This window comes from Microvirga puerhi, assembly GCF_020089865.1.
GTDB lineage: Bacteria > Pseudomonadota > Alphaproteobacteria > Rhizobiales > Beijerinckiaceae > Microvirga > Microvirga puerhi.
On sequence record NZ_JAIRBM010000017.1, the window covers coordinates 39,093 to 63,993 of the forward strand.

At 60.7% G+C, this 24,901-nt stretch carries 28 protein-coding genes; 16 read left to right on the forward strand and 12 right to left on the reverse strand.

From position 1 onward, the window contains the following. Nucleotide 1: 1 nt before the first annotated feature. Both K9B37_RS18885 and K9B37_RS18890 read right to left on the reverse strand, forming a co-directional pair. Entirely contained in the window at nt 2–505 is a 504-nt protein-coding gene (locus tag K9B37_RS18885) for a GNAT family N-acetyltransferase (protein ID WP_224315082.1), read from the reverse strand. 165 nt (nt 506–670) lie between these two features. After that, nucleotides 671–1,153: an NUDIX domain-containing protein gene (locus tag K9B37_RS18890; protein WP_224315139.1), complete on the reverse strand. Its 483-nt coding sequence runs from the start codon at nt 1,151–1,153 to the stop codon at nt 671–673. Nucleotides 1,154–1,500: 347 nt separating this feature from the next. Between K9B37_RS18890 and mbfA the strand changes: the two genes are divergently transcribed. Both mbfA and K9B37_RS18900 read left to right on the forward strand, forming a co-directional pair. Beyond that, on the forward strand, nt 1,501–2,472 hold the full coding sequence (gene mbfA, locus K9B37_RS18895) for an iron exporter MbfA (RefSeq protein ID WP_224315083.1): 972 nt from the start codon (nt 1,501–1,503) through the stop codon (nt 2,470–2,472). A gap of 113 nt (nt 2,473–2,585) precedes the next feature. Next, entirely contained in the window at nt 2,586–3,515 is a 930-nt protein-coding gene (locus tag K9B37_RS18900) for a metallophosphoesterase family protein (RefSeq protein ID WP_224315084.1), read from the forward strand. An 8-nt stretch (nt 3,516–3,523) separates the two neighbouring features. On the opposite strand, the gene K9B37_RS18905 is transcribed toward K9B37_RS18900, so the two are convergent. After that, nucleotides 3,524–4,651: an acyltransferase family protein gene (locus K9B37_RS18905; RefSeq protein ID WP_224315085.1), complete on the reverse strand. Its 1,128-nt coding sequence runs from the start codon at nt 4,649–4,651 to the stop codon at nt 3,524–3,526. A 231-nt stretch (nt 4,652–4,882) separates the two neighbouring features. Between K9B37_RS18905 and K9B37_RS18910 the strand changes: the two genes are divergently transcribed. Beyond that, the gene (locus tag K9B37_RS18910; protein WP_224315086.1) at nt 4,883–5,695 is read left to right on the forward strand and encodes a DUF4142 domain-containing protein; all 813 of its coding nucleotides are present in this window, start codon (nt 4,883–4,885) and stop codon (nt 5,693–5,695) included. Nucleotides 5,696–5,749: 54 nt separating this feature from the next. Here the strand turns inward: K9B37_RS18910 and K9B37_RS18915 are convergent, their stop codons facing one another. Then, complete coding sequence (locus K9B37_RS18915) at nt 5,750–6,676, reverse strand: sugar kinase (RefSeq protein ID WP_224315087.1); 927 nt, start codon at nt 6,674–6,676, stop codon at nt 5,750–5,752. Continuing rightward, a complete protein-coding gene (locus K9B37_RS18920) occupies nt 6,673–8,139 on the reverse strand; it encodes an FAD-binding oxidoreductase (protein WP_224315088.1) in 1,467 nt (488 codons plus the stop codon). Before K9B37_RS18920 ends, K9B37_RS18915 begins: the two co-directional genes overlap by 4 nt. A gap of 132 nt (nt 8,140–8,271) precedes the next feature. On the opposite strand from K9B37_RS18920, the gene K9B37_RS18925 reads away from it, so the two are divergent. From K9B37_RS18925 to K9B37_RS18950, 6 genes are all read left to right on the forward strand, one after another. Next, a complete protein-coding gene (locus K9B37_RS18925; RefSeq protein WP_224315089.1) occupies nt 8,272–8,970 on the forward strand; it encodes a fumarylacetoacetate hydrolase family protein in 699 nt (232 codons plus the stop codon). Between the two features lie 123 nt (nt 8,971–9,093). Then, nucleotides 9,094–9,939 (forward strand): lysine/arginine/ornithine ABC transporter substrate-binding protein, encoded by an 846-nt coding sequence (locus tag K9B37_RS18930; RefSeq protein WP_224315090.1) that lies wholly within the window; start codon nt 9,094–9,096, stop codon nt 9,937–9,939. 227 nt (nt 9,940–10,166) lie between these two features. Beyond that, complete coding sequence (locus K9B37_RS18935; protein WP_224315091.1) at nt 10,167–11,012, forward strand: transporter substrate-binding domain-containing protein; 846 nt, start codon at nt 10,167–10,169, stop codon at nt 11,010–11,012. Nucleotides 11,013–11,082: 70 nt separating this feature from the next. Continuing rightward, a complete protein-coding gene (locus K9B37_RS18940) occupies nt 11,083–11,805 on the forward strand; it encodes an ABC transporter permease (protein WP_369414361.1) in 723 nt (240 codons plus the stop codon). Then, nucleotides 11,805–12,530: an ABC transporter permease gene (locus tag K9B37_RS18945; protein ID WP_224315092.1), complete on the forward strand. Its 726-nt coding sequence runs from the start codon at nt 11,805–11,807 to the stop codon at nt 12,528–12,530. Before K9B37_RS18940 ends, K9B37_RS18945 begins: the two co-directional genes overlap by 1 nt. After that, nucleotides 12,523–13,344 carry an ABC transporter ATP-binding protein gene (locus K9B37_RS18950; protein WP_255616670.1) on the forward strand — a complete coding sequence of 274 codons (822 nt, stop codon included), beginning with the start codon at nt 12,523–12,525 and terminating at the stop codon, nt 13,342–13,344. Before K9B37_RS18945 ends, K9B37_RS18950 begins: the two co-directional genes overlap by 8 nt. A 21-nt stretch (nt 13,345–13,365) precedes the next feature. Here the strand turns inward: K9B37_RS18950 and K9B37_RS18955 are convergent, their stop codons facing one another. Both K9B37_RS18955 and K9B37_RS18960 read right to left on the reverse strand, forming a co-directional pair. After that, on the reverse strand, nt 13,366–13,764 hold the full coding sequence (locus K9B37_RS18955; protein ID WP_224315093.1) for a hypothetical protein: 399 nt from the start codon (nt 13,762–13,764) through the stop codon (nt 13,366–13,368). 2 nt (nt 13,765–13,766) lie between these two features. Continuing rightward, complete coding sequence (locus K9B37_RS18960) at nt 13,767–14,204, reverse strand: DUF4112 domain-containing protein (RefSeq protein ID WP_224315094.1); 438 nt, start codon at nt 14,202–14,204, stop codon at nt 13,767–13,769. A 501-nt stretch (nt 14,205–14,705) separates the two neighbouring features. Here K9B37_RS18960 and K9B37_RS18965 point away from each other — a divergent pair. From K9B37_RS18965 to K9B37_RS18975, 3 genes are read left to right on the forward strand one after another with little or no spacing between them, the layout of a single operon-like run. Beyond that, a complete protein-coding gene (locus tag K9B37_RS18965) occupies nt 14,706–15,104 on the forward strand; it encodes a YcbK family protein (protein ID WP_224315095.1) in 399 nt (132 codons plus the stop codon). A gap of 15 nt (nt 15,105–15,119) precedes the next feature. Next, nucleotides 15,120–16,832: an adenine deaminase gene (ade, locus tag K9B37_RS18970; RefSeq protein WP_224315096.1), complete on the forward strand. Its 1,713-nt coding sequence runs from the start codon at nt 15,120–15,122 to the stop codon at nt 16,830–16,832. Nucleotides 16,833–16,849: 17 nt separating this feature from the next. Continuing rightward, nucleotides 16,850–17,722 carry an alpha/beta fold hydrolase gene (locus K9B37_RS18975; RefSeq protein ID WP_224315097.1) on the forward strand — a complete coding sequence of 291 codons (873 nt, stop codon included), beginning with the start codon at nt 16,850–16,852 and terminating at the stop codon, nt 17,720–17,722. A gap of 5 nt (nt 17,723–17,727) precedes the next feature. Here K9B37_RS18975 and K9B37_RS18980 read toward each other — a convergent pair whose 3' ends face one another. From K9B37_RS18980 to K9B37_RS18995, 4 genes are all read right to left on the reverse strand, one after another. Continuing rightward, a complete protein-coding gene (locus K9B37_RS18980) occupies nt 17,728–18,471 on the reverse strand; it encodes a class I SAM-dependent methyltransferase (RefSeq protein WP_224315098.1) in 744 nt (247 codons plus the stop codon). 3 nt (nt 18,472–18,474) lie between these two features. Further along, complete coding sequence (locus K9B37_RS18985) at nt 18,475–19,239, reverse strand: LamB/YcsF family protein (RefSeq protein WP_224315099.1); 765 nt, start codon at nt 19,237–19,239, stop codon at nt 18,475–18,477. 3 nt (nt 19,240–19,242) lie between these two features. Continuing rightward, entirely contained in the window at nt 19,243–20,535 is a 1,293-nt protein-coding gene (pncB, locus tag K9B37_RS18990) for a nicotinate phosphoribosyltransferase (protein ID WP_224315100.1), read from the reverse strand. A 211-nt stretch (nt 20,536–20,746) separates the two neighbouring features. Then, the gene (locus tag K9B37_RS18995) at nt 20,747–21,253 is read right to left on the reverse strand and encodes a pyridoxamine 5'-phosphate oxidase family protein (RefSeq protein ID WP_224315101.1); all 507 of its coding nucleotides are present in this window, start codon (nt 21,251–21,253) and stop codon (nt 20,747–20,749) included. Nucleotides 21,254–21,492: 239 nt separating this feature from the next. On the opposite strand from K9B37_RS18995, the gene K9B37_RS19000 reads away from it, so the two are divergent. From K9B37_RS19000 to K9B37_RS19010, 3 genes are read left to right on the forward strand one after another with little or no spacing between them, the layout of a single operon-like run. Further along, nucleotides 21,493–22,623 carry an Mrp/NBP35 family ATP-binding protein gene (locus tag K9B37_RS19000; protein ID WP_224315102.1) on the forward strand — a complete coding sequence of 377 codons (1,131 nt, stop codon included), beginning with the start codon at nt 21,493–21,495 and terminating at the stop codon, nt 22,621–22,623. A gap of 5 nt (nt 22,624–22,628) precedes the next feature. Further along, nucleotides 22,629–23,321 (forward strand): molybdenum cofactor guanylyltransferase MobA, encoded by a 693-nt coding sequence (gene mobA / locus K9B37_RS19005; protein ID WP_224315103.1) that lies wholly within the window; start codon nt 22,629–22,631, stop codon nt 23,319–23,321. Further along, nucleotides 23,318–23,536, forward strand: a complete 219-nt coding sequence (locus K9B37_RS19010) for a sulfurtransferase TusA family protein (protein ID WP_224315104.1) — start codon at nt 23,318–23,320, stop codon at nt 23,534–23,536. The genes mobA and K9B37_RS19010 overlap by 4 nt, the downstream gene beginning before the upstream one ends. Nucleotides 23,537–23,587: 51 nt before the next feature. Here the strand turns inward: K9B37_RS19010 and K9B37_RS19015 are convergent, their stop codons facing one another. Beyond that, a complete protein-coding gene (locus K9B37_RS19015) occupies nt 23,588–23,764 on the reverse strand; it encodes a CsbD family protein (RefSeq protein ID WP_224315105.1) in 177 nt (58 codons plus the stop codon). A 362-nt stretch (nt 23,765–24,126) separates the two neighbouring features. On the opposite strand from K9B37_RS19015, the gene K9B37_RS19020 reads away from it, so the two are divergent. Beyond that, on the forward strand, nt 24,127–24,891 hold the full coding sequence (locus K9B37_RS19020; protein WP_224315106.1) for a sensor histidine kinase: 765 nt from the start codon (nt 24,127–24,129) through the stop codon (nt 24,889–24,891). Nucleotides 24,892–24,901 lie beyond the last annotated feature (10 nt).

The following is a 24,901-nucleotide window of genomic DNA, read 5'->3' on the forward strand; positions in this document are numbered from 1 at the left end:
ATCAGGTGGAAAGTGGGCTGACGCCGCCCTTGGTACGTGCCAGGGCTCCCTCCGCAAGCTCCACGGCAAGAAAACGATCCGGGTTCACCGGCCCAGGAAGCAGAAGATGGCCAAACGGCACGCGCTTGAAACCAAAGCGCCGATAATAGGGTTCGTCTCCCACGAGCAGCACGAGGTCGTGTCCCTTTTCACGTGCTGCATCGAGCGAGCGCTGCATCAGCGCCGCCCCGATTCCGCGCCCTTCAAAAGCCGGTTCGACGGTGAGTGGTCCGAGCATCAAAGCGCGTTCATGCCCCGCCTGCACGGGAGTCAGTCGCACAGAACCGACGAGAAGGGTTCCGACCAGAGCCGTGAAGGAGAGTTCGCGCAGATGAGGGACTCCCTCCCGCAGTCGCGAGGCTGTGCGGGCGAAACGGCCAGGGCCGAAAGCGCGCTCGTGCAGGCGCTCGATGGCCTCGCAGTCAATCGGTTGCTCGTTGCGGATGATGAGAGAGAGTTCGGTCATGAACGGACTCGCGGAAAAACGGCGATGCAATGCGGGCGTGACGGGAAGTCAGCCGTTTCGTCGTCGCAGGATCCGAGTCGTGTTCATGAAAGGGTGCGTGTCCTCGTCGTCATTCGCCCATAGCAGTGTCCGGGCCGAGGCGCAAACGGTTCCGTAGACTGTATTCTACCAGTGCAGACTCAAAGTCTCGCCATGGAGGATCTCGGCGAGCCGGCGCCGCGTCGACTTGGTGACTCCCTCCGGCAGCCGATCGATGGGAAAGAACCCGGCCTCAGCGATCTCGCGATCGGGCATCTTCGGACCGGTGACGGTGAAGTCCCGAACGACGTAGAGCGCTACGTGATCGCGCGGCGACGCCTGCCGGTTGAAGAAGACCCCGTGGAGTTTGGGAGTGCCGGTTATGACGATGCAGGCCTCCTCCGCAAGCTCCCGCTCCAGGGCCTGAAGGATCGGCTCTCCAGTCTCGACCCCACCGCCGGGGAGATACCAGCCGGGAACGTATGTATGCCGAATGAGAAAAACCCGGTTCTCTTTATCGAGAACGGCCGCTCGAACGCCGAGAGTCATCCCCCGCGAGAAGCGCCAATAGGTGTGGAGAAGCCGCCGCGCGAGGCGCAGGGCGAGCTTCGACTGGGACACGAAGGCCATCTTCATGGGTAGATCACGGCTCAGCTTACAGTTTTATGAACGGAGTTATACTTTAGACGCATATCTGTACCATAGTTTCAGCATGTGACATGCTTCTCATGCAGGTCTAAGACAGCGCCAACGAAAAGGTGCTCCCATGCTTCTCTCCTTCATCCTGTCGCGCCTCGGCCGTTCCTCGCGCTTCACCTGGACCCCGGCTCTCGATCTTGGCGACCACGCGATCCGCTCGACGCTGATGCCCGGCGCGCAGTACTAATCGCTATCCGAAAATCTTCCGCCAGTCCCTATCCATAGGACTTGGCGAGCAGCCCGACCCTGTTTAGAATATTTCTAAACAGGGGATCGGAATGAAGACTCTTTCGGAACTGACGGAACGCGAAGTGATCGCCCTCGCCATCGCGAGCGAGGAAGAAGATTCCCGGATTTATCAGACCTTCGCCGACAAGCTGCGCACGGACTTTCCCTCCTCCGCCGAGATCTTCGACGACATGGCGGAGGAAGAGCGCCATCACCGCAACTCCCTTTACGATTTCTACCGCGAGCGCTTCGGCGAGCATTTGCCACCGATCCGTCGCGAGGACGTGCGCGGCTTCCTGAAGCGCCGCACCGTCTGGTGGAATTCCGGACTCGATCTCGACAAGATGCGTCGCGAGGCCGAGTTGATGGAGTTGCAGGCGGCAAACTTCTACGAAAAGGCAGCCCAGCAGACTCTCGACGTGAGCGTCCGCGAACTTTTCACCAAGCTTGCCGAAGTCGAACGCGATCACGAGCGCAAAGCCGAAGAACTCCACGCCGCTCACCTAACTGAGAACGCCGAAGCCGCCGAACGGGAGGCGCAGCGCCGCCTCATCGTCCTACAATATGTGCAGCCGGGACTTGCGGGCCTTATCGATGGTTCGGTCTCGACTTTGGCGCCACTCTTTGCCGCCGCCTTCGCCACGCAGAACAACTGGGAGACCTTCCTCGTCGGGCTTGCCGCATCGGTCGGCGCGGGCATCAGCATGGGCCTGACCGAGGCCTTGTCCGACGACGGTCAGATCACCGGCCGTGGCTCCCCGGTGCTGCGCGGCCTCATCTGCGGCCTCATGACCGCCGTGGGCGGCCTTGGACATACCCTCCCCTATCTTGTGCCGGATTCCTGGCCCAACGCCTTCTTGATCGCCACGTCGATCGCCTCGGTGGTGGTCGCCGTCGAGCTCGTCGCGATCTCATGGATCCGCACGCGCTACATGGATACGCCGTTCCTGCGAGCGGCCTTCCAGGTGATCGTCGGCGGTGTCCTCGTGCTTTTGGCCGGCATCTTCATCGGCAACGCGTAGAGAATTGCGCGATCATCGGCACCCGAATTTCTTGATCGGGCAATCGCGTCGTTTGAGGACGGGATCGCCGGATCTACATTGGCGAATGGCGCACGACGCCATAAGGTCCCGCCATGTTTCGCCTCGCCCATCTCACCGATCCCCATGTGGGACCACTCCCGCGTCCTCAGCTGCGGCAGCTCCTGAGCAAGCGCCTTACAGGCTGGTACAACTGGCATCGCAGCCGCTCGGCGGCGCACGACATGGAGCTGCTCGCGGCCCTCGTGACCGACCTGCATGCCCAGGCGCCGGACCATATCGCGTGCACGGGCGATACCTGCAACATCGGTTTGCCGAGCGAATGGGAGACTTCCCGCGTCTTTCTCGAGAGTCTGGGGCCGCCGGACGACGTCAGCTTCGTGCCGGGCAATCATGACGCCTATGTGATCGGCGCCCTCGAAGGCCTGCTGAAGGAGGTCTCGCCCTGGACACGCGGGGTCGATGGTCGCGAAGGCGTCTTTCCCTATCTCCGCCGCCATGGGCAGATTGCCCTGATTGGTCTCTCCTCCGCCATTCCCACCCTCCCCTTCGTGGCCAGCGGACGTGTCGGCTCGCGCCAGATGCAGGCGGCAGAGTGCATCCTTCAGGAACTCGGCGAAGACCGCTCGTGCTTCCGGATCGTGCTGATTCACCACCCCCCCCATCGCGGAGGAGCGCAGCCCGGCCGCAATCTGACGGATGCCGGAGCCTTCGAGGCCATGATCGGACGGACAGGCGCCGAACTCGTTCTTCATGGCCACAATCACGTCGGATCGCTGGCCCATCTCCCTAGCCCGCGCGGCCCCGTGCCGGTGATCGGCGCCCCTTCGGCCTCCGCCAGGAGCGGGACGCTGACCCATCGGGCCGGCTATCATCTCTTCACCATCGATCAGGACGAAACGGGTTTCCTCTTGACGGCCGAGCTGCGTGGCCTGACGCCTGAGGGCACGATCGGCGGCATGGGAATGCTGGCTCTCGGCCAGATCCGACTGGGAGCAGGCGGCGCTGCAGAATACCGCCCCTAAAAAGGGCTTCAGTTCACCCCGGTGGATCGGACGCCGTCCTTGTCGAGCCTTGCTCTGATGAAGGCGGTCACGGGCCGTTCGAAGAAGCGATGAACCAGGAGACTGACAGCCAAAGTCGCAGCCAGCGACAGGAGAATGAAACCCCAGGGGCCGAGAATCGTGTCGATTCCGCTGCGCGCGATGACCACACCTATTCCCCTGATCACGAAGGGGTGGACGAGGTAAATGGCATAAGAGGCGTCCCCCGTCAGCACGCCGAAGCGGGTCAGGGCGCTGGGCGGCCGGTGCGTTTTGCTCAAAGCAGCCGCTGCGACGAGAAGCGCAGCCGGAATGCCCCAGGCCAGGGGCCGCATCTCGTTGAGGTTGCTCCGCAATCCGATGAGGTTCAGCGCGAGAGCCGCGAGGGCGATGGCCACGAGAACCCAGCGGGTCTGTCGGCTCAGCGTGACGCCTTCCACATAGAGCCAACCGAGGCTCAGGCCGAAGGCGAATTCGAGAATGATCGGATCAGTCCAGAATGCGAGCGGCTGCGGCAGCGCGATCAGGCGTCCGGCGAGAACGATCAGCACGAGGGCAAGCGTCAGAAGGCCGACAGCCCTCCGAAGCGGCAAGGTGAGCACCGCCGCAAAGAGCAAGTAGAAGAACATCTCGTAATTGAGTGTCCATCCAAGGGAATAAAGCGGCTGGACGGTGCCGTCCGGACGTTCGAAGGGGATGAACAGATAGGAGGCGATCACCTGCCAGAGCGCGAGCGGATCGCTGTTCAGGAGGCCCGGGGCCACAAGGGCGATCAGGAGGTAGACGGTCGTGACGGTCCAATAGAGCGGCGCGATGCGCGCGATCCGGCGCGCCAGGAAGGCACCCTTGCCTCCGGCCCCGCCGAAAAGCGAGCGGGATGCGTAAACCATGATGAAGCCCGAGATCACGAAGAAAACGTCGACGCCGGCCATCCAGGGCAGATTGTCGAGAGGCATGAAGATCCGGCCGGTCCGTGCCGCCAGCGCCACAGCATCGTGCTGTGCGTGGAGGAAGGCAACGGACAGGGCGGCAAGCGCTCTCAGGACTTGGACATGAAGGAGTTTCGACAAGACAATCTCGGGCGTGAACGTGCGCTCATAGCCCATTGCCGCCGTCACTGCATCCCTCTTCTCATGACGGCAATCCTTACCGATAAGCCTGCAAGGTATAGGCCAAGCTTAGTTTTGAATATTCATCACGTTTAAAGCGTATTGCCAGGCCAGCCACCTGAAAAACCGGAACCGGCAAGACATTACATCGTTGTTCGACTGCAGCAGCCACCAGCACTTCTTTGCAAGCCACGCGGCTTTGCGAGGGTGTTCTGCCTTTCCAATTTGGGAGCTCATCCTATGAAGAAATATATTGTCCTCGCAGCGTTGCTGACGACTGCATCTGCCCCAGCGCTCGCCCAGCCCATGACAGGCCAGACATTCCGTATGATGGCCGAGCAATCCGATGCCTTCGAGATTGCCGCCAGCCGTATGGCTCTCGAGCGCTCCCGCAACCCGCGGGTGCGCGTCTTTGCGCAGAACATGATCACTGACCATGGGCAGACCAGTGCCGCCTTGAACGGCGGCCAGCCGGTTTATGCCGCTAACGGTGAATGGCTGGGCGGCACTGTCGGCGGCACCCTGGCCGGTGCAGGTATCGGCGCTCTGGTCGGAGGTCCGGTCGGAGCCGCAGTCGGGGCCGGTGTCGGGGCGACGACCGGCGCGGTTGCTGGTGCCCCGAGCGCTGGCCCCAGCACGGGTGCCGGGGCGGTTGGCGGCGGCTTGGCGGGCGCCGGTGTCGGTGCCTTGGTCGGCGGCCCGGTGGGTGCAGCAGTAGGCGCGGGCGTCGGCGCAGCGACCGGAGGGGTCGCGGGCCGGACGGCCGATGTGCAGTCGACAGGCTCCATCAGGGCAGCAGCGCCGATCCGGCTGCCGGTTCAGCTCGATGCCGAAAAGACCCAGATGCTGAACCAGCTCGCTTCGACAAGCGGCCCGCAATTCGACCGCCTCTACGGCCGCTATCAGCGGGCAGCTCATCAGGAAACGCTGGCCGTGTATGAGCAATATGCCCAGACGGGCACCGACCCGGCGCTTGTGACCTTCGCCCAGTCGGTCATCCCGCACCTGGAAAACCATCTGGCGGATGCACGCCGCCTGCCCGGCGGGCGCTGATCCCCCAGAGAGTCCCTACCCTATTGAATGGCGGGTCCCCTGGACCCGCCGTTTTCATGCGGCACGCAGAAATGTCTCCACATCGCCCCGCACCGGCATCGGCCCCACGGCCCCCTGCCCGAGGGTCGAAAGCGCCGCCGCCGCATTGGCATAGGCGGCGGCCTTGAAGGCGTCACCATGCACCAGCCATTCTGCGAGAAACGCCCCGTCGAACGTATCACCCGCTCCCGTCGCGTCGATCGCATTGACGGGTCGGGCCGGGATGACGTCGCGCCGGTCGCTCGTGGCCACCATGGTGCCGGACTTGCCCATCGTGAGAGCGACCACCTGACAGCCGAGACCGAGATAGAAGGCGCAAATATCCTCGGGCCGGTCGAGGCCTGTCAGCTGCTGCGCGTCGTCGAGACCCGGCAGGGCGATGTCGGACAGGGCCACGGCACCATGGATCACTGCCCGGGCGCGGTCGAGCGGCCACAGGCGCAGGCGCAGATTCGTATCGTAACTGACGATCGTTCCGTTCGCCTTGGCATGGCGGATCGCCGCGAAAACTGCGTCGGCGCAATCGGTCGAGATAGCCTGACTGATACCCGAAGCATGCAGGATCCGCGCCGAAGCGATCTGCTTGAGCGGCAGCTCACCCGCATGAACAAGGCTGGCGGCGGACCCAACTCGGGCGTAGGAGAAGACGTGCCCATCCTCGCCGTAGCTGATGAAGTAGACGCCGGTCCGGCCATCCTGCCTCAGAATGACCGATGAGCGGTCGATGCCTTCCCGATCCCACAAAGCCAGGAAGTCCTTGCCGAAGGCATCACCGCCCAGGGCTGTGAAGATCGCAGCCTTGGCGCCCTGCCGGGCTGCTGCCACGGCGGCGTTCGAAACATCCCCCCCGAAACCGGGCAGATAAAGCCGTTCGCCGCCACGCTGGACCTCGGCGAATTCCATCAGAGGTTCGCCGATGGCCAGAAGATCGATCGTTTTCATGAGTGTACCGTCAGACTTGAAATGGCCGTGAGGGGATCGCCGGTCTCCAGCACTTTCCCCGGGTTGAGAAGATTGTGAGGGTCGAGGGTCTTCTTGAGTGCGTGCATCAAATCGAGCGCCACCGGATCCTTGTACAGCAACAGTTCGCCGCGCTTGATCAACCCGACGCCGTGCTCCGCCGCAATCGATCCATCCATGCGGTGGACGATGTCGTGAACGATGCGGTTGAATCGCTCCCACTGCGCCAGGAAGGCATTCTTGTCCATGTCGACAGGCTGGGACAGATTGAAATGGACGTTGCCGTCTCCGAAATGGCCGAAGGCGCAAACCCGGATACCCGGCATTGCGGCCTCGCAGGCGCGTGTCGCCGTTTCAATGAACTCGGCCACACGGGATACCGGGACTGCAACGTCGTGCTTGATGGAGCCACCTTCGAGCCGCTGCACCTCGGAGAGGCTTTCTCGCAGACTCCAGAGCCCCTGGCTCTGAGCCTCGCTGGTCCCGAGAGTCGCATCCTCGATAAGATCCTGCTCCAGAGCCTGGCCTAGAATGGTTTCGAGCCTCCCCTGGAGATCCGCGTCCCGCTGCGGCGAGGACAGCTCGATCAACGCATAGGAATGGTGACGCCCACTCAAGGGACGGACAGAACTCGGACGGTGCTTGAGAACGATTTCAAGCCCGAAGTCAGGGAGATACTCGAAGGCCGTGAGCTGGTCGCCTGCAGCCTCGCGCAGTTGATGGAACAGGGTCAGGGCCCGCTCCGCCGACGCGCAGCCGACAAACGCCGTCACCCGGACCTGCAGTTTCGGAAAGAGCTTCAGAACGGCGGCCGTGATGATGCCGAGCGTCCCTTCCGAGCCGATGAACAGATCCTTCAGGTCGTAGCCCGTGTTGTCCTTGCGCAAACCCTTCAGCCCGTTCCAGACCCGCCCGTCGGCGAGAACCACTTCGAGGCCGAGGGTCAATTCGCGCATGTTGCCATAGCGCAGCACCGCCGTGCCTCCGGCATTGGTCGCGAGATTGCCGCCGATTCGGCAGGACCCTTCCGAGGCGAGGGACAGGGGAAAGAGATATCCCGCTTGGTCGGCAGCGTCCTGAACGGCCTTCAGGATACAGCCCGCCTCCACCGTGATCGTCGCATTCACCGGATCGAGGTCGCGAACCTGGTCGAGGCGCGTGAGAGACAGAACGATGCCCCCCGCCGGCACGCCGCCGCCCACGAGGCCCGTATTTCCTCCCTGCGGCACGACCGGGATGCCGTGTTCCGCACATTCTCTCATGACGAAGGCGACTTCGTCCCGGTCCTTCGGGCGAACCACGGCCAGCGCCTGCCCGCGATACAGCCCTCGCGTCTCGGTAAGGAAGGCATCCAGGTCTGCGGCCTCGGTCAGGACGAAGGCTGGACCGAGCCGATCCTTTAAGCCCTCGATGAAGGCTCTGTTCGCGCCAGCGTGAATGTCCATCCCTCCTCCTCGCGGTTGCGCATAGTCATTGCGTCTTGTGATGCCGACCGCAAGGTGTAGGAAGGAAGCAACCGGCACGTCCCACAGGAAGGCCGGGACGACGCCCTTTTTTTCGTGCTTCGCGGACTTTCGATGGCCTATGTAATCCCTATCCCGCCCGTCCCGGCCCTTCCCATCGCCGGATCGAACGATCTGTTTCCCGTGCGCCGGGTCTATTGCGTCGGCCGCAATTATGCGGCCCATGCCCGCGAAATGGGTGGTGATCCGACCCGCGAGCCTCCGTTCTTCTTCATGAAACCCGCCGACGCCCTACAGCCCGTCCCCGACGGAGCGACGGTCGACCATCCTTATCCGCCGAAGACCGAGAACTATCATTTCGAGGTCGAGTTGGTCGCGGGCCTTGCGAAGGGCGGGCGCAACATCCCCGTTCAAGATGCCCTGAACCATGTCTACGGCTATGCCGTCGGGCTCGACATGACCCGCCGAGATCTCCAGGACGAGGCCAAGCAGTTGAGGCGTCCTTGGGAGCTTGGAAAGGGAGCGGACCTGTCCGGTCCTGTGGGACCTCTGGTTCCAGCGTCTCGGATCGGCCATCCGCAGTCCGGAGCGATCTCGCTCACTATCGATGGCACGGTGAAGCAGAAAGCAGATCTTGCCGACATGATCTGGTCCGTCTCCGAGCAGATCGCCTACCTGTCCTCCTATTTCGAGCTGGCGCCCGGCGATGTCATCTTTTCCGGCACCCCCGAGGGGGTCGGAGCGGTGACGAAAGGTCAGACCATGGCGGCTGCTATCGAGGGCCTCGGGGAGATCCGCCTGCGGGTCATCTAGTGCGACGGAAGACGGCTTGCCTTTTTGACGCGTTTGGCCGTTACTCCGTGACAGCGCGGCCCCCGCGGTCGCGAGAAGCAAGGCTCGTCTGGCACGCGAGCCAATAATCCTAAGGGAACACAAATGAAGTTCTTGAAGACAGTCAGCCTGGTTCTTCTCGGCTCTGCGCTAGCGATGGGCGGTGCGATGGCGCAGGAGAAGACCGTGAAGATCGCCACCGAGGGCGCCTATGCGCCGTGGAACTTCACCGGTGCCGGCGGCAAGCTGGAAGGGTTCGAGATCGACCTCGCCAACGACCTGTGCGCGCGCATGAAGGTGAAGTGCGAGATCGTGGCGCAGGATTGGGACGGCATCATTCCGGCGCTCAATGCCAAGAAGTACGATGCCATCATGGCCGGCATGAGCATCACCGACGAGCGCAAGAAGGTGATCGATTTCGCGGGTCCTTATGCGAACTCACCGAACGGTTTCCTGGTGCCGAAGGATTCGCCGCTCGCCAAGATGCCGGGGACCGGTTCGGCCTATAACCTCGGCACGCAGCAGGCGGATGCCGAGAAGGCGATCGAGGCCCTCAAGCCTGTCCTGAAAGGCAAGACCATCGGCGTGCAGGGTTCGACCATCCACTCGAACTTTGCCGACAAGTACCTGAAGGGCACGGCCGAGATCCGCGAATACAAGTCCACCGAGGCCCATGACCTCGATCTGGCGGCGGGCCGCATCGACGCAGTCCTCGCCGATGCCACTGCCATTATCGGCACGCTGGAGAAGCCTGAATTCAAGGACTACTCCCTGGTCGGACCGTCCATTACGGGCGGCCTGCTCGGTGCCGGCGTCGGCGTCGGCCTGCGCCAGGGCGACACGGAGCTGAAGAAGAGCTTCAACGACGCGATCCAGGCTGCCATCAAGGACGGCACCGTGCAGAAGCTCTCGGTGAAGTGGTTCAAGATCGACACGACTCCCCGGAGCTGATTTGGCTCTGCAACGATTTGAAAGCGCGGCCATGAAGCCGCGCTTTTTGCTTGAGAAGGCTGCGACTGCGACCGAAATCGCCAGTCCCGGCCGCCGATTCAGCAGGATTGGGACTTGCGCTGACTTGGCTTTTGACTGTTAGCTTTTAGCCAGCGACGACTGCCGGAACGGTAGTTCCGACTTCGCCGGATCAAGTTTCGAGCAACACAAAAGATAAGGGAACGACGATGAAACTGTTCAAGGTATTCGGCCTTGGTCTCCTGGCATCCGCGCTAGCGATGGGCGGTGCGATGGCGCAGGAGAAGACCGTGAAGATCGCCACCGAGGGCGCCTATGCGCCGTGGAACTTCACCGGTGCCGGCGGCAAGCTGGAAGGGTTCGAGATCGACCTCGCCAACGACCTGTGCGCGCGCATGAAGGTGAAGTGCGAGATCGTGGCGCAGGATTGGGACGGCATCATTCCGGCGCTCAATGCCAAGAAGTACGATGGCATCATGGCCGGCATGAACATCACCGATAAGCGCCTGGAGGTCATCGACTTCTCGCGGCCTTATGCTTCCGGGCTCCACGGCTTCGCCACGATGAAGGATTCCCCGATCGCCAAGCTCGACGGAACGGGCGGCCGCCTGAATCTCGACAAGGACCCCGATGGCGCGCAGAAGGTGATCGATGCGTGGAAGCCAGTTCTGAAAGGAAAGACGGTCGGCGTTCAAGGCTCGACAGTAAATTCCCAGTTCCTGGAAAAATATCTCAAGGACGTCATCACCATCCGTGAGTACAAGACCACCGAGCAGCATGACCTCGATCTGGCAGCAGGACGGGTGGATGCGATCTTCGCCGCGCAATCCTCTATGAAGGCGACGCTCGACCAGCCCGAGTTCAAGGACATGACCATGGCCGGCGCCGGCGTCTCCGGCGGCGTTCTCGGCCGCGGCGTGGCCGTCGGCCTGCGCAAAGGCGACACGGAACTGAAGAACAGCTTCGATGCAGCGATCCAGTCCGCCATTGCCGATGGGACGGTGAAGAAGCTGACCGAGAAGTGGTTCAAGGTCGACATGTCGCCGCAGTCTTAAGCGCATCGTCACCCTACATCTCTCATAGCGTCACCCCGCTCGGGGTGACGCACAGCAGGAACGATCCAGCGTGCAGCAACTGAGCTATTTCGAGCTTATCGGATTTGGTCCGAATGGTTGGGGATGGGCACTTCTGACCGCGACGGGAATGACACTGGCCGTAGCACTCTGCGGCTTTCTCGTCGGTTCTGTGGTCGGCACTTTCGTGGCTTGGGCCAAACTCTCGCGCAACATGGCAGCCCGTACGCTTGCGGACGGATATACCACCGTTCTGCGCGGCATCCCGGACCTTCTCGTCATCTATCTGTTCTATTTCGGCGGCAGCGCCGCGCTGAGCGCCATCGGAGGCTTGTTCGGCGCGGAAGGCTTCATCGGCGTGCCCGCCTTCGTGACCGGTGCGCTGGCCATCGGCATCGTATCGGGCGCCTATCAGGCAGAAGTGTTCCGCGGCGCCTATCAGGTCGTCAGCCGAGGCGAGCTCGAGGCAGCGCGCTCGGTCGGCATGCATCGCTGGCTGATGTTCCGCCGCATCGTCGCCCCGCAGGTGCTGCGATATGCGATTCCTGGCCTCGGCAACACGTGGCAGCTGGTACTCAAGGAGTCCGCACTCATCTCCGTGACGGGACTGGTCGAACTGCTGCGCCAATCGCACATCGCCGCAGGCTCTACTCGCCGTCCCTTCGATTTCTACATCACGGCGGCCCTGCTCTATCTCGTGATCACGTGGGTCTCAACCTATCTGTTCCAACGCGCTGAAACGCACTCGATGCGCGGCATGCGGAGGGCTTCCTGATGGATTTCTCCTTCATGCGGGACACATTCCTGCAACTTATCACTGGCGTTCCGCTCACCCTCAACCTCGCCTTCACGTCCGTGGCGTTCGGTGCCGTCCTCGCGATGCTGCTGGCGCTGATGCGGATCTCCCGCATCCGCATTCTCGATATCATCGCCCGAGCTTATGTGTTCGTGTTTCGCGGTACGCCGCTCCTGGTCCAGATCTTCCTGATCTATTACGGCCTTGGACAGTTCCGCCCCACGCTCCAGGAATGGGGCCTGTGGAGCTTCTTCCGCGAACCCTATTGGTGCGCCATCCTCGCGCTCACCCTCAATACGGCAGCCTATGCCAGCGAGATTTTCCGTGGCGGACTTCAAGCCGTGCCGCACCAGCAGGTCGAGGCTGCTCGCGCCTGCGGGATGTCGGGCTTTCTGCTGTTTCGTCGAATCGTCTTTCCCATCGCCGTCCGGCAGGCTCTTCCAGCCTATGGCAGCGAAATCATCCTCATGGTGAAGGCGACGTCTCTGGCATCGATCATCACCATGATGGAAGTCACGGGCCTTGCCGCCAAACTCATCTCGCAGACGTTCCGAGCCGTCGAAATCTTCGTCGTCGCGGGAGCGATCTATCTGATCCTCAACTTCGTCATTACGCGCATCATCATGGCCATCGAATGGTGGCTCTCTCCGCACCTGCGCCGTCCTCCCTCCATCGAGCCGAAACTGGAGGCCGCTCATGTCTAATGCAGCTCTTTCGTCCGTATCGCTGCCTAATGGAGTCTCGTCCGTGTCCTCCAGTACGCCTGCCGTTTCAGTTCAAAACCTGCGCAAGAGCTTCGGATCGCTCGAGGTTCTGAAGGGCGTATCGCTGGAAGCCAAGGAAGGCGATGTCATCTCCATTCTCGGAGCCTCGGGCTCCGGCAAGTCGACAATGCTGCGCTGCATTAACATGCTCGAAGTTCCTGATTCCGGCGAAATCAAGATCGGGGGCGAAGCGATCCGCCTGAAACAGACGCGACGGGGCATGGAGCCGGCCGATCAGTCACAAGTCGACCGCATCCGCTCCCGCGTCGCCATGGTGTTTCAGAGCTTCAATCTCTGGTCTCACATGACCATTCTGGAGAACGTCATCGAGGCTCCGGTCCACGTGCAGAAAAGGCCCAGGAGCGAGTGCGTCGCGGAAGCCGAAGCGCTCCTCGAGAAGGTCGGCATCGTCGACAAGCGCGGGCAATATCCGTCGCATCTTTCAGGCGGCCAGCAGCAGCGCGCCGCGATCGCCCGCGCGCTTGCCATGCGTCCTCAGGTCATGCTCTTCGACGAGCCGACATCGGCGCTCGATCCCGAACTGGTGGGCGAAGTGCTGCGGGTGATGCGTTCACTGGCGGAAGAGGGCCGGACAATGCTCGTGGTGACGCATGAGATGGGCTTTGCACGCGATGTCTCCAACCGCGTCATGTTCCTGCACCAGGGCATGGTCGAAGAGTCAGGAACTCCCGCCGATGTCTTTGGCGCCCCGAAATCGGAGCGCTTCAAGCAGTTCATCTCCAGCCATCGCTAGAGCATTAGTTTCACGTAGCCGTCAGTGCCGCTCAATTCGACGCGGCTCCTCCTCCGGAGCCGTGGCCGTTTCATGAGGTGTCACGTCCCGATAGCCCGGCCGTGGGTATTCTTCTCCGCCCCAACCCATGGGTTCGACGGGTCGGAAGGCTTTGCCGAGAATGAAGCTTACCGTGGTTGGAACGGCCAGGATGAAGACGGCGACGACGGCCCAGACGAAGACGATGGCGGCAAGCCCCAGATTGCGCAGAGCTCCGAGGCTCCAAGACAGCCATTCCACGGTTCCGGGATGGCTGCTGACCACATCCGCATGACGCGCCGCCGTACTGCCGAAAAGATCGATGAGCCCATATGCCCCCCAGGCGAGGAGCGACCAGAAGCTCACCAGAATAAGAGCGATCAGCCAGACGAACCGCTTCATCGTCAGCGCTCATCAATCCGGGCGGCTGTGCCATCAATGTGGCGCGGTCCGCGTCTGGCAAGGCCGAGATAATCGTGGATGATGCGCACGTTGCGCTGATTGGCCTTGAAGAAGACGTCGAATAGATCCCCCGCGACAGGAATTGCACCCAATGCGGTGTCAAATGCGATATTGCCGATCATACGGGCGATCTTCCTGCGCGGCAGGCCAAGCCGGCGTGCCTCCCAAACAATGTATCCCGCCAAAGCCGCCGAGATCACGTCGCCGATGCCCGGGGCGAGACCGATAACGGCATCCAGGCCCACGCGGCGGTTGAGTCCCGGAATGAGGAATGCGTTGTCCAGGAGCTTCGCCACCATGGTGACGCGTGCAATCGTGTCCTCGCGGCTCGGACCGGCAACCTTGACGGCTTCGAAAAAAGCGCTGCGAGCAGCGTACATCCTTCCCTTTCCTCGCTGCCATCCTTAGGCAGCATCCTCGCAGAATGTGTGCATGCATGTCCCGGCCTGCAAGATGGAGGCCTCGGCGATGCTCTAAGGCCTAGCTACAAAGGCTGATTCAGGATCTCGATCGCGGTATAATAGGACGTGATTCAGGGGCATTGGTTTTAGTTAGGCATTTACTCAAGTCCGCTGGGTTGCCAGCCTCTATTTCAACCTTAGCTTGCCAAGCTGGCAGCGGCAACTGGCCGTTACGTGCTCAAAATCACAAGCAGACGCAGCGATGCGGCTGACGCTCGCTTATTGCCTGCACACAACGGGGGCTTGCATGGGGAGTATCCTATGGGCACCGAATGTCGAGGACCACATTCGAGACGACGGGGATTCTGCGTCGCGCTTGGACTCGTGATCGGCGGAGCACTTCAGTCTGCCGCACATGCGGAGAGTGAAGGAACGACCCTGCCGACAATGCAATACGCGAGCTTGCCTTCTGCAGAAAAAATGAAGGCGCCGGCTGCAACGGGGAGCCTCCCCCAGGCGAACGGCTCTCTCACCCCAAGCGCCCGCTTCAACAGCTTCGTCGGTCTCGGCTCCATCGTGCTGAGATCCGAGGCTCCGACCGGATGCCTTCCGGCCGCTCTGAAGGATGTCGTTGCGGACGTGTCGGCGAAATTCGGATCCGTCAGCGTCGAGTCGACACATCGGTCTGCAGGACGGAACCGGCGTGCGGGAGGCGCTGACCACTCCCTTCACCTGGCCTGTCGCGCCATCGACTTTCGTGTTCATAGTCGCATACGCGGCGTCATGGCATATTTGCGCTCGCGTCCCGAAGTCGGGGGTCTTAAGATCTATCGAAACGGCATCATCCATATTGACAATGGAGAACGCCGCAGCTGGTAAGGACCAAGGAACGGCATGACGAGGAAGTCTGACGCGCAGCTCATTGCAACGCGGATCGCACAAGGACGTGGAAAGGCCGCCGCAGATCTCGTCATCGCCGATGTCCGTCTGCTCGATCTCGTGACGGGAGCACTTACACAGACCGACATCGCCGTCTGCGGGGATACTATCGTCGGCACCTACGGTCACTATCGCGGCGCCCGCACCATCGATGGTCGCGGGCGCATCGCCGTTCCGGGCTTCATCGACACGCACCTTCATGTCGAGTCGTCGCTCGTCACGCCTTTCGAGTTCGACCGTTGCGTCCTGCCTCACGGCGTCACGACCGCGATCTGCGACCCCCATGAAATGGCAAATGTGCTAGGAACGGCAGCATTCGACTACTTCTTGACCTGCGCCGAGCGGACGATCCTGGATCTGCGCGTCCAGTTGTCGAGCTGTGTTCCGGCAACGCACCTTGAAACATCTGGAGCGCACATAGAAGCCTCTGATCTCATTCGCTACCGTCATCACCCGAAGGTGATCGGCCTTGCCGAGTTCATGAATTTCCCAGGTGTTCTGTCAGTCGACCCTGAATGCCTTGCCAAGCTCGAAGCTTTCTCCGACGGACACATCGACGGACACGCTCCTCTTGTCCGCGGCCTCGACCTCAATGGCTATCTTTCCGCCGGGATCCGCACCGATCACGAGACCACGACTGCAGCGGAAGCGTTGGAGAAGATTCGGAAAGGCATGACCATTCTCATCCGCGAAGGCTCTGTTTCCAAAGACCTTCATGCATTGGCACCACTGCTTTCGTTGCAGACTTCGCCGTTCCTCGCCCTCTGCACCGACGATCGTAATCCTCTGGACATCGCGGAAGAGGGGCATCTCGACTATATGATCAGAACTCTGATCCAATTGGGGTGCGAGCCTCTCGCCGCCTACCGCGCGGCATCGCTGACTGCGGCGCAAGCGTTCGGTCTTCGCGATCGTGGCATGATCACTCCCGGCAAGCGCGCCGACATCGTCCTCCTCGACGATCTTGAGACCTGTGCCGTATCGGATGTTTTCAGTGCGGGCCGGCTGGTGAACGAGGCTCTCTTCGCTAAACGGGAAACGGTGGCACCCATTGGACGGGGGAGCGTCAAGATCGACACGATCTCAGCGCATGATTTTCGAGTGCCCGCGACGGCCACTGAAACCTCGGTGATCGGTGTTATTCCCGGAAAGATCATCACGGAGAACAACAAGGCGATCCTCCCACATCGGAACGGCTTTGCCGAAGCCGATTTGACGCAGGACATCGTCAAGGTCGCGGTCGTGGCCCGACACGGCATTAATCGGAATATCGGTGTTGGCTTCGTAAACGGCTTCGGCCTGAAACGCGGCGCCATTGCCTCATCCGTCGGCCACGACAGCCATAACATCTGTGTCGTGGGTGCGAATGATGGTGACATGGCAGCAGCAGTCAATCGACTGCGTGACATCGAGGGAGGTTTCGTCGTCGTCTCGGACGGCGTCGTCCGGGCGGAACTTGCTCTCCCGATTGCGGGCCTCATGAGTGATCTTCCCTATGAAGCGGTGCGTGATGCGCTTTATCCTCTCAGGCATGCTGCGAAGGATCTCGGCGTCACACTTCCGGAGCCATTCCTGCAGGTCGCGTTCCTGCCTCTTCCTGTGATCCCTCACCTCAAGATCACGGATTTCGGCCTCGTCGATGTCGATCGCATGAGCGTCGTATCTTAAACGGGAAAAGGCAGCGCATGTTCGAAGGCTTTACACAACGGCAGATCGCGACTCCAGAGGCCGTGATCAATCTCCGTCAAGGAGGCCATGGCCCAGCAGTCCTGCTCCTTCACGGACATCCGCAGACTCATGTGATGTGGCACCGGATAGCTCCGCGCTTGGCAGATCATTACACGGTCATCTGTGCGGATCTGCGCGGCTACGGCGACAGCTCGAAGCCGCCGACGACGCCAGATCACGAGCCCTACTCCAAGCGCGCGATGGCGCGCGACCTCGTCGAAGCGATGCACATCCTCGGCCACGAGCGCTTCGCCGTCGTCGGTCATGACCGCGGCGGTCGATGTGCGTATCGCATGGCGTTGGACCATCCGAAGCGCGTGGCAGCCCTATCGGTGCTCGACATCATTCCCACCGCCGAACATTTCCAGCGCACCGATATGGCCTTCGCGATAGGCTATTGGCATTGGTTTTTTCTAGCGCAACCTTACGATCTTCCCGAACGCCTGATCGCTGCCGACCCCGAGGCATTCTATCTCCGTCGCGGGCGTGCGATGTTTCATGAAGAGGCGCTTGCCGAATACCGTCGCTGCTTCACCAATCCCGATACGATCCATGCCATGTGTGAGGATTATCGCGCAGGAGCCTCGATCGATATGCGCCTCGACGAGGAAGATCAAAGGGCGAGACGACGGATCTCATGCCCTGTTCAGGCGCTCTGGGGTCTGAAGAACGGCCTGGAACGCTGGTACGATGTCCTGGCTGTCTGGAAGGACTGGGCCCATCACGTCGAAGGGCGCGGCATCGATTGCGGGCACTATCTCGCCGAGGAGGCTCCGGAGGAAACCCTTTCAGCACTGGAACCCTTTCTGGCTAAGACGATGCGAGCCTGAGGACTTCAGACCCTCCCGATTCGAAACGAGAGCGGAAACCGGATCGTCCGACGATGATCGGTTGGCCCCCATGCCTTTCTCAGTTCATGAGCGAACTCTGCAATCGGCTGCTGTCCCAGACTCTTTTCGGCAGCTCTCACAGCCGACCATGTATCCGCATAACCGATGAGATCCTCCACTCCCCATTGCACGGTGATCGCCATGCTCGGTGGCGTCAGCTCGGCAAACGGGAAATCGAAACCGCGATAGCCCTCTTCCACATGTCTGCGTTCCGGTGGCCAGTACGGCCCAATCACATCCCTATAGAAGTGCTGGATGACAGGATCGATGTCCGGATCCGCCTGGATCACGCCATAGGTGATGAGCGCCAGAACGCTACCCGGTTTTCCAATGCGGCGCATCTCTTCATAGAAGGCGGGAAGATCAAACCAATGCGCGGCCTGGGCGACGGTCACGAGATCGACGGATCGATCTTCTAAGCCAGTCTTCTCGGCAGGAGCGACACGATACGACACGCCCTCATGTGGCACGGCGCTTTCTATCTGCTTGGCACTTGCATCCGTCGCGATGACCGATCTGAACCGATTTGCGAGAAGCACCGAGAGTTGGCCGGTGCCGCACCCGACATCTAGCGCAACATCCGTTGAACGGCACAGACCCGCAAGATAATCGATGAGGGCTGAAGGATAAGTTGGCCGATAAGCTGCGTAATCACCAGACTTCGACGAGAAATGATCTTTGAAAGTCATGGATCAGAGGACGGTAAAGGATGTGACGGAAATGCCGCTGGCTTCGAGTTTCTGGCGAATCGTTCGCGCCATGGCGACTGCGCTCGGTTCGTCGCCATGGACACAGATGGTATCGATCGTAACCGGAATGCGCTTTCCAGAGACGCTCATCACCGCGCGATCCTCCAAAGTGCGCAGCACGCGTTCGGCGGCGGTCTCCGCATCGTGCAGAACCGAGCCCGGCTTCTTGCGGCTGGTCAGGGTTCCGTTATCCTCATAGGTTCTGTCCGCGAAAAATTCCCGCGCGACGGGAACACCGATCTGCTCGGACGCTTTCTCCATGAGAAGGCCCGGCATGCAGACATTCACCAAGCTCGCGTCGACACCCTTGATGGCACGAGCGATGGCAAGCGCCAGATCTTCATCCTCGTTGGCCATATTGTTGAGCGAGCCGTGCGCCTTCACGTAGGAGACGCGATGCCCCGCCAGCGCCGCGACGGCCTGCAATGCACCGATCTGGTATGCGATCATCCGCTCGATATCTGCCGGGCTATCGCCCTTGATAACCCGTCGGCCAAAGCCCTGCAGATCGTTGAACCCTGGATGCGCCCCGATCGCGACGCCCTTGCGCAAAGCCGTTGCAGCGGTTCTGAACATCGTTCCGGGGTCGCCTGCGTGGAAGCCACAGGCGACGTTTGCAGACGACACGATATCCAACATGGCTTCGTCGTCACCCATGGGCCACGGCCCGAAGCCTTCACCCATATCGCAGTTGAGATCGATCTTCATCGCTTACACCAGGACCGGCTTGGCGTTTTGTACGCCGACATTGAAAACACGTTTGTAGCGTTCAATCTCGGCCTTGGGGCCTAGAGCCTTGGTCGGATTATCGGACAGTTTCACGGTCGGACGTCCGTTCGCCGAAATGACCTTGCAGACGATGGATATGGGGTCGAGTGCGCCATCTGGCGCAAATCCACGAAAATCGTTCGTGAGCAATGTACCCCAACCGTAACCGATGCGCATGCGCCCTAAGAAGTGCTGATGGATACGCTTGATCACATCCACGTCGAGACCGTCTGAGAAGATCGCGAGTTTGTCCTTCGGGTTCTGACCTCGCTCCAGCCACCAGGCGATGGCCTCCTCCCCTCCTTCGATCGGATCTTTGGAATCGACGCGGATGCCCGTCCAGGCGGCGACCCAACTGGGGGCGTTGCTGAGGAAATTCGTCGTCCCGTAAGTATCAGGCAGGATGATGCGCAGATTTCCCTCATAGTCGCTCTGCCAGTCGGCGAGGACCCGATAGGGCGCCATGGCCATGTCCTGATCGTTATCCGTCAGGGCGGTATAGACCATGGGCAGTTCGTGGGCGTTGGTACCGACGGCCTCGACTTCTCGCCGCATGGCGATCAGGCAATTGGACGTTCCAAGAAAGGCCGGCCCCAGACCTTCAATCATCGCCTGGACGCACCAATCCTGCCACAGGAATCCATGACGGCGGCGGGTTCCGAAATCTGTAACCGAGAGATCAGGCAGGGCTTTGAGCTGCTGGATCTTCTCCCAGACCCGCGTCATGGCTCGGGCATAGAGAACCTGAAGCTCGAACTTGCCCATGCCTTTGAGCACACCGCGGGAGCGCAGTTCGTTGAGAATCGCAAGAGCCGGAATCTCCCACATGGTGGTTTCGATCCAGGGGCCGTGAAAGGTGAGGACATATTGCCCATCTTCCTTCTCCAGGAGGTATTCCGGGAAACGGAAGGTTTCCAGCCAATCCATGAACTCCGGCGAGAACATCTGCCGCTTGCCATAGAACGTATTGCCGCGCAGCCATGTGGATTCGCCCCGGGTTAGCGACAGGGAGCGCACGTGATCGAGCTGCTCGCGCAGTTCGCCCATGTCAATGATTTCGGCGAGCCTGATCCGGGTGGTGCGGTTCTGAATCCCGAACGTCACCTGCACGTCCCGATGGCGGCGAAAAATCGTCTGCGCCATCAAAAGCTTATAGAAATCCGTGTCGAGCACCGACCGGACGATCGGGTCGATTTTCCAGGTGTGGTTATAAACCCTGGTCGCGATGTCCACCATCGCCTGCTCCTTGCAGCCTGAAGGAAGGCGGACAATAGCGAAGCAGGCCGGGCGGCGAAAGAGCAAGGCGAACTGAAAGTCGGCTACGTTTTTTGAGCCCTTCAGGGTGGCGCCACGCCGATCTGGACGGAAGCGTAGTACGTAGGAACGTTCTCGATGTCGGCGAGAGGCGGGGCACGCAGCCCCGCCGCTTCTGCGAAGCAGTCATCGATCAGCGCAGATCGACCTTCTTCTGGTCGCCGATATCGGTCGGCGACTGCCCGGTGACCGCCGCCTTGGCGTAGCCGTAGAGATGGACGAGCGTGGACGACGGACTGTCCCAGAACTCTCCCCTCGCGGGGTGAACGCGCACGAGAGCGATTGATGGATCGTCCTTCCCATTCGGGAACCAGGCGCGAAGACCTTCTGACCATTTGTCGTCGACCGTCGCCTTGTCGCGCACGATCTCTGCTTTACCCGAAACCGATACGTAATTCTGTTTTTCAGGATCGGAATAGGCAAGGTTGACTTCGTTGTCCCGCGAGATCTCGGTCAGCTTCGGGGATTGCACCTTCGTGAAAAACCAGAGGTCGCCGTGCTCGTCCGTCTCCTGGCTGTACATGGGTCGGCTATGGAGCGTGCCGTCGGCATCGACAGTCGTCATCATGGCGATCTTCATGTCCTGTATCATGTCATAAAGCTTCTTGGCATTGGGGTCGCCGTGGCCGTGCTGATGCATCGTCATATCCTCTAAGCTCGTCTCAAATCCTCAAATCAAATGCCGATGGACCCGCAATTGTGCGGCCATGGCAGGCATCGGGCGTGGATCGGCTGCCCAACGAGGCTTGGGGGACAACGGACAAGGTCTGCTTTGGTTCTGACAGCGGAACCGCAGAGACGATGCCTTAACGGACGGCTGTCGGCTCTTTACATGAGGGATAGAACCGGCTCACAAGGTTCGGCAAAGGAGGCTCGACCGTGGCGATTACCCGTGAAGATGTCTTGAAGGCCCTTGAGGCTGTGCCGGTTGATGCCGGCGGCCGCGTCAACCTCGTGGCGTCCGGCCGATTGTCCGAGGTGGTCGTCGACGGTGCGTCTCGTGTCATGTTCTCCGTCTTTGTCGAGCCTTCAGAAGCGCCAGCTATGGAGCAGGTGCGCCAAGCGGCGCAGAATGCCGTTCAGCGTTTGCCTGGAGTAAAGGGCGTCTTTGCTACTCTGACCGCTGAACGCCCTGCATCGGCAGGTGCTGCTACGCCTCAAGCACAAGCACCACGCCGCTCACCGCCGGGCACCGCGCCGAAGGGACAGCAGATCCCAGGGGTGAAGCACATTATCGCCGTCGCCTCCGGAAAGGGCGGTGTCGGCAAGTCGACCACTGCCTGCAACCTTGCACTGGGGCTCAAAGCCATCGGTCTGAAGGTCGGTCTCCTCGATGCCGACATCTATGGCCCGTCAATGCCCAAGCTCCTCGGCATTCATGGCAAGCCGAAGCTGCTCGAGAACCGCATTCTCGAACCGATGGAGGCCTATGGACTAAAAGTGATGTCCATCGGCTTTCTCGTCGATGAGGAAGCCGCCATGATCTGGCGTGGCCCGATGGTGATGTCGGCCATCACGCAGATGCTGCGGGAAGTAGCCTGGGGCGACCTGGACGTGCTGGTCGTGGATATGCCGCCGGGCACCGGCGATGCTCAGCTGACCATGGCTCAAGCAACTCCTCTGGCCGGCGCCATCATCGTATCGACACCGCAGGATCTTGCTCTGATCGATGCGCGACGCGGCGTATCCATGTTCAAGCGAGTGGAAGTGCCGATCCTCGGCATCGTCGAAAACATGGCAACATTCATCTGTCCCCATTGCGGACAGTCCTCTCATATCTTCGGACATGGCGGTGCACGGATGGAAGCAGAGCGCCTTGGCGTACCTTTCCTCGGCGAGGTGCCGCTGACGATGTCGATCCGCGAATTGTCGGATGCCGGCCGTCCTGTCGTCGCTGTCGACCCTGATGGGCCTCATGCGGCCATTTACAAGGCCATGGCCCGTCAGGTCGCGGATGTTCTCATGGGCCACAGCGGCGTTCGTCCTCCGCCACGGATCGTCATCGAGTAGACGACGTGCACGACGCGTCGCCCTTTCCACCTACACTCGGCGTCGTCCTTGCTGGCGGGCGTGGAACGCGCATGGGAGGTGTAGACAAGGCACTGTTGGCGCTCGGTGGCGAACCGCTCCTTCATCGTATCGTTCGGCGCCTCGGCCCTCAATGCGATGGCCTCATTCTGAATGCCAACGGAGATGCGGCTCGCTTCAAGGATTTCGGGCTGCCTGTGGTTTGTGATCCGCCATCTGGGTCTCTCGGTCCGCTTTCCGGTATTCTGTCCGGCCTCGACTGGGCCGCCGTTCACAGACCGGATATAGAATGGATCGTCAGCGTCTCAAGCGATACGCCCTTTGTTCCGAGCGACCTCGTAGGCCGTCTTCATGAAGCACAACGGCGTGAGAGACGCGATCTCGTCCTAGCCCTGTCCGCAGGCAGACTGCACCCGACGATCGGACTGTGGTCCCGGCGATTGAGATCGGATCTTCGACACGTCCTCGTAACGCAGGGTTCTCGAAGCGTACTGTCCTTGGCAGAACGACACGGCTTTGCACAAGCCGGCTGGACCGACACGCCCTTTGACCCCTTCTTCAACATCAATACGCCAGAGGAACACGCAATGGCGGAACTGCTTCTGGCGAAGCAACAGGCCGAGCCCACACTTCCAGGAAATGCTGGCGGTAAATGTTCAGGTGTGAGTCATCGCTCATGAAGAAGCTCGACCTCTCCGGTCTGAAGTGCCCTCTGCCCGTGCTTCGAACCCGCAAGGCATTGCTTCGTCTCTCGCCCGGAGATCAACTTCAAGTCGTATGCACCGATCTTCTCGCAACGATTGACATCCCCAATCTCATTCGAGAAACGGGCGACGTCCTGGAGCAGCAGGCCCACGACGGACACCAGCTCATCTTCCGCATCCGGAAGGGCTGAATCATAAAAAAGGCCCGGCCATCAGCCGGGCCTCTGTGCCTGAAAACGCTATTACTCCTTATTACGCAGCGAGTCCTTCAAGCCGCCGACGGAGTTCTGAATCTTTCCCTCAGCCTTATCCATCTTGCCTTCGGCTTCGAGCTTGGAGTCGCCGACTGCTTTGCCGACACCTTCCTTGATGCTGCCCTTGACGCCTTTCATGCTGCCTTCAATGCGATCTTTGTCCATTGCCGAACTCCTGTTTTGAAAACCGTGATGGTGAACGCATTCGCATCGTAGTGGTTTCATGGAGCAGCTTCAGGAACATTGCCCACGCTTGCTGGTGAGGACCTGATTCAACTGGATCGTGAGAGGCTTGCAAGGGCGGCGCTGCGAGCCTGAACGCTGATGCTCACAGCGCCCCCCTTCATATGAAGGGCGACAGAACATCGCAATTTTCGCTAATAGGCCCCGCGCCGCCGGTCATGCTGCGCACACTCAAAGACAAGCTGGGCAAGGAAATTTCCTCGAACGGCATGAAATTGGTCAGGCGATTGAACTAACTTGGCATTATAACGTTATATCTTTAAATTCCCAGAACGAGTCCTTCCTTGCCGGATCATCGGACCCCCTCGAACCGACCGAATGCGTCTGTCCAGCAGAACGGCAAGGATCCCGTTCAGCATCTGGATCGCATGGCTCTTCTCGCCCATCAGTTGGTGACGCCCCTCTCGACGATTTCAGCACTTGCCCAAGGTCTGATAAGGCGATCGGAAAGTCTCAGCTCACAGGAGGTTCGCGACCGCGGCGAAAAAATCTGGCGGGCGAGCCGCCGTCTTCATGAATTGATCGAGACCATCATGTCCTATACGCGGGCGAATGCCGGAGCGATCACACCAGCACCGCGCCCCTTCAATCTCAAGTCTATGCTTCGTCGCATCTGCCAAGAGCAGCACCACCAGCAACCGAGTCGGACCTTTCAAATCGCCGTCGACGACCTGCCCGAGATCCTGCTTGCGGACCCGATCCTTCTTGAGCAGGCCCTTATCATCGTTCTCTCGAACGCCATGAAGTACTCGCCATTGGATCGTCCCGTCACCATCGTCGGCGAAGCCGATGAAAACGAGGTACGCATCAGCATCCAGGACGAGGGCATAGGCGTCCCCGAGCGTGATCTACCGTTCTTGATGCAACCCTTCTTCCGGGCCAGAAACGCGAAACACGCGCCAGGGACGGGACTGGGATTGAGCTTGGTTTGGCATATCCTTCAGCTCCACGGAGGCTCCGTTCGCATTGACAGCCGGGAAGGACACGGGACGACGATCATGCTCCGTCTCCCTCGGCATGAAGACGTCGATCCGGGAAGCTCGATCTGACATCGCTCGA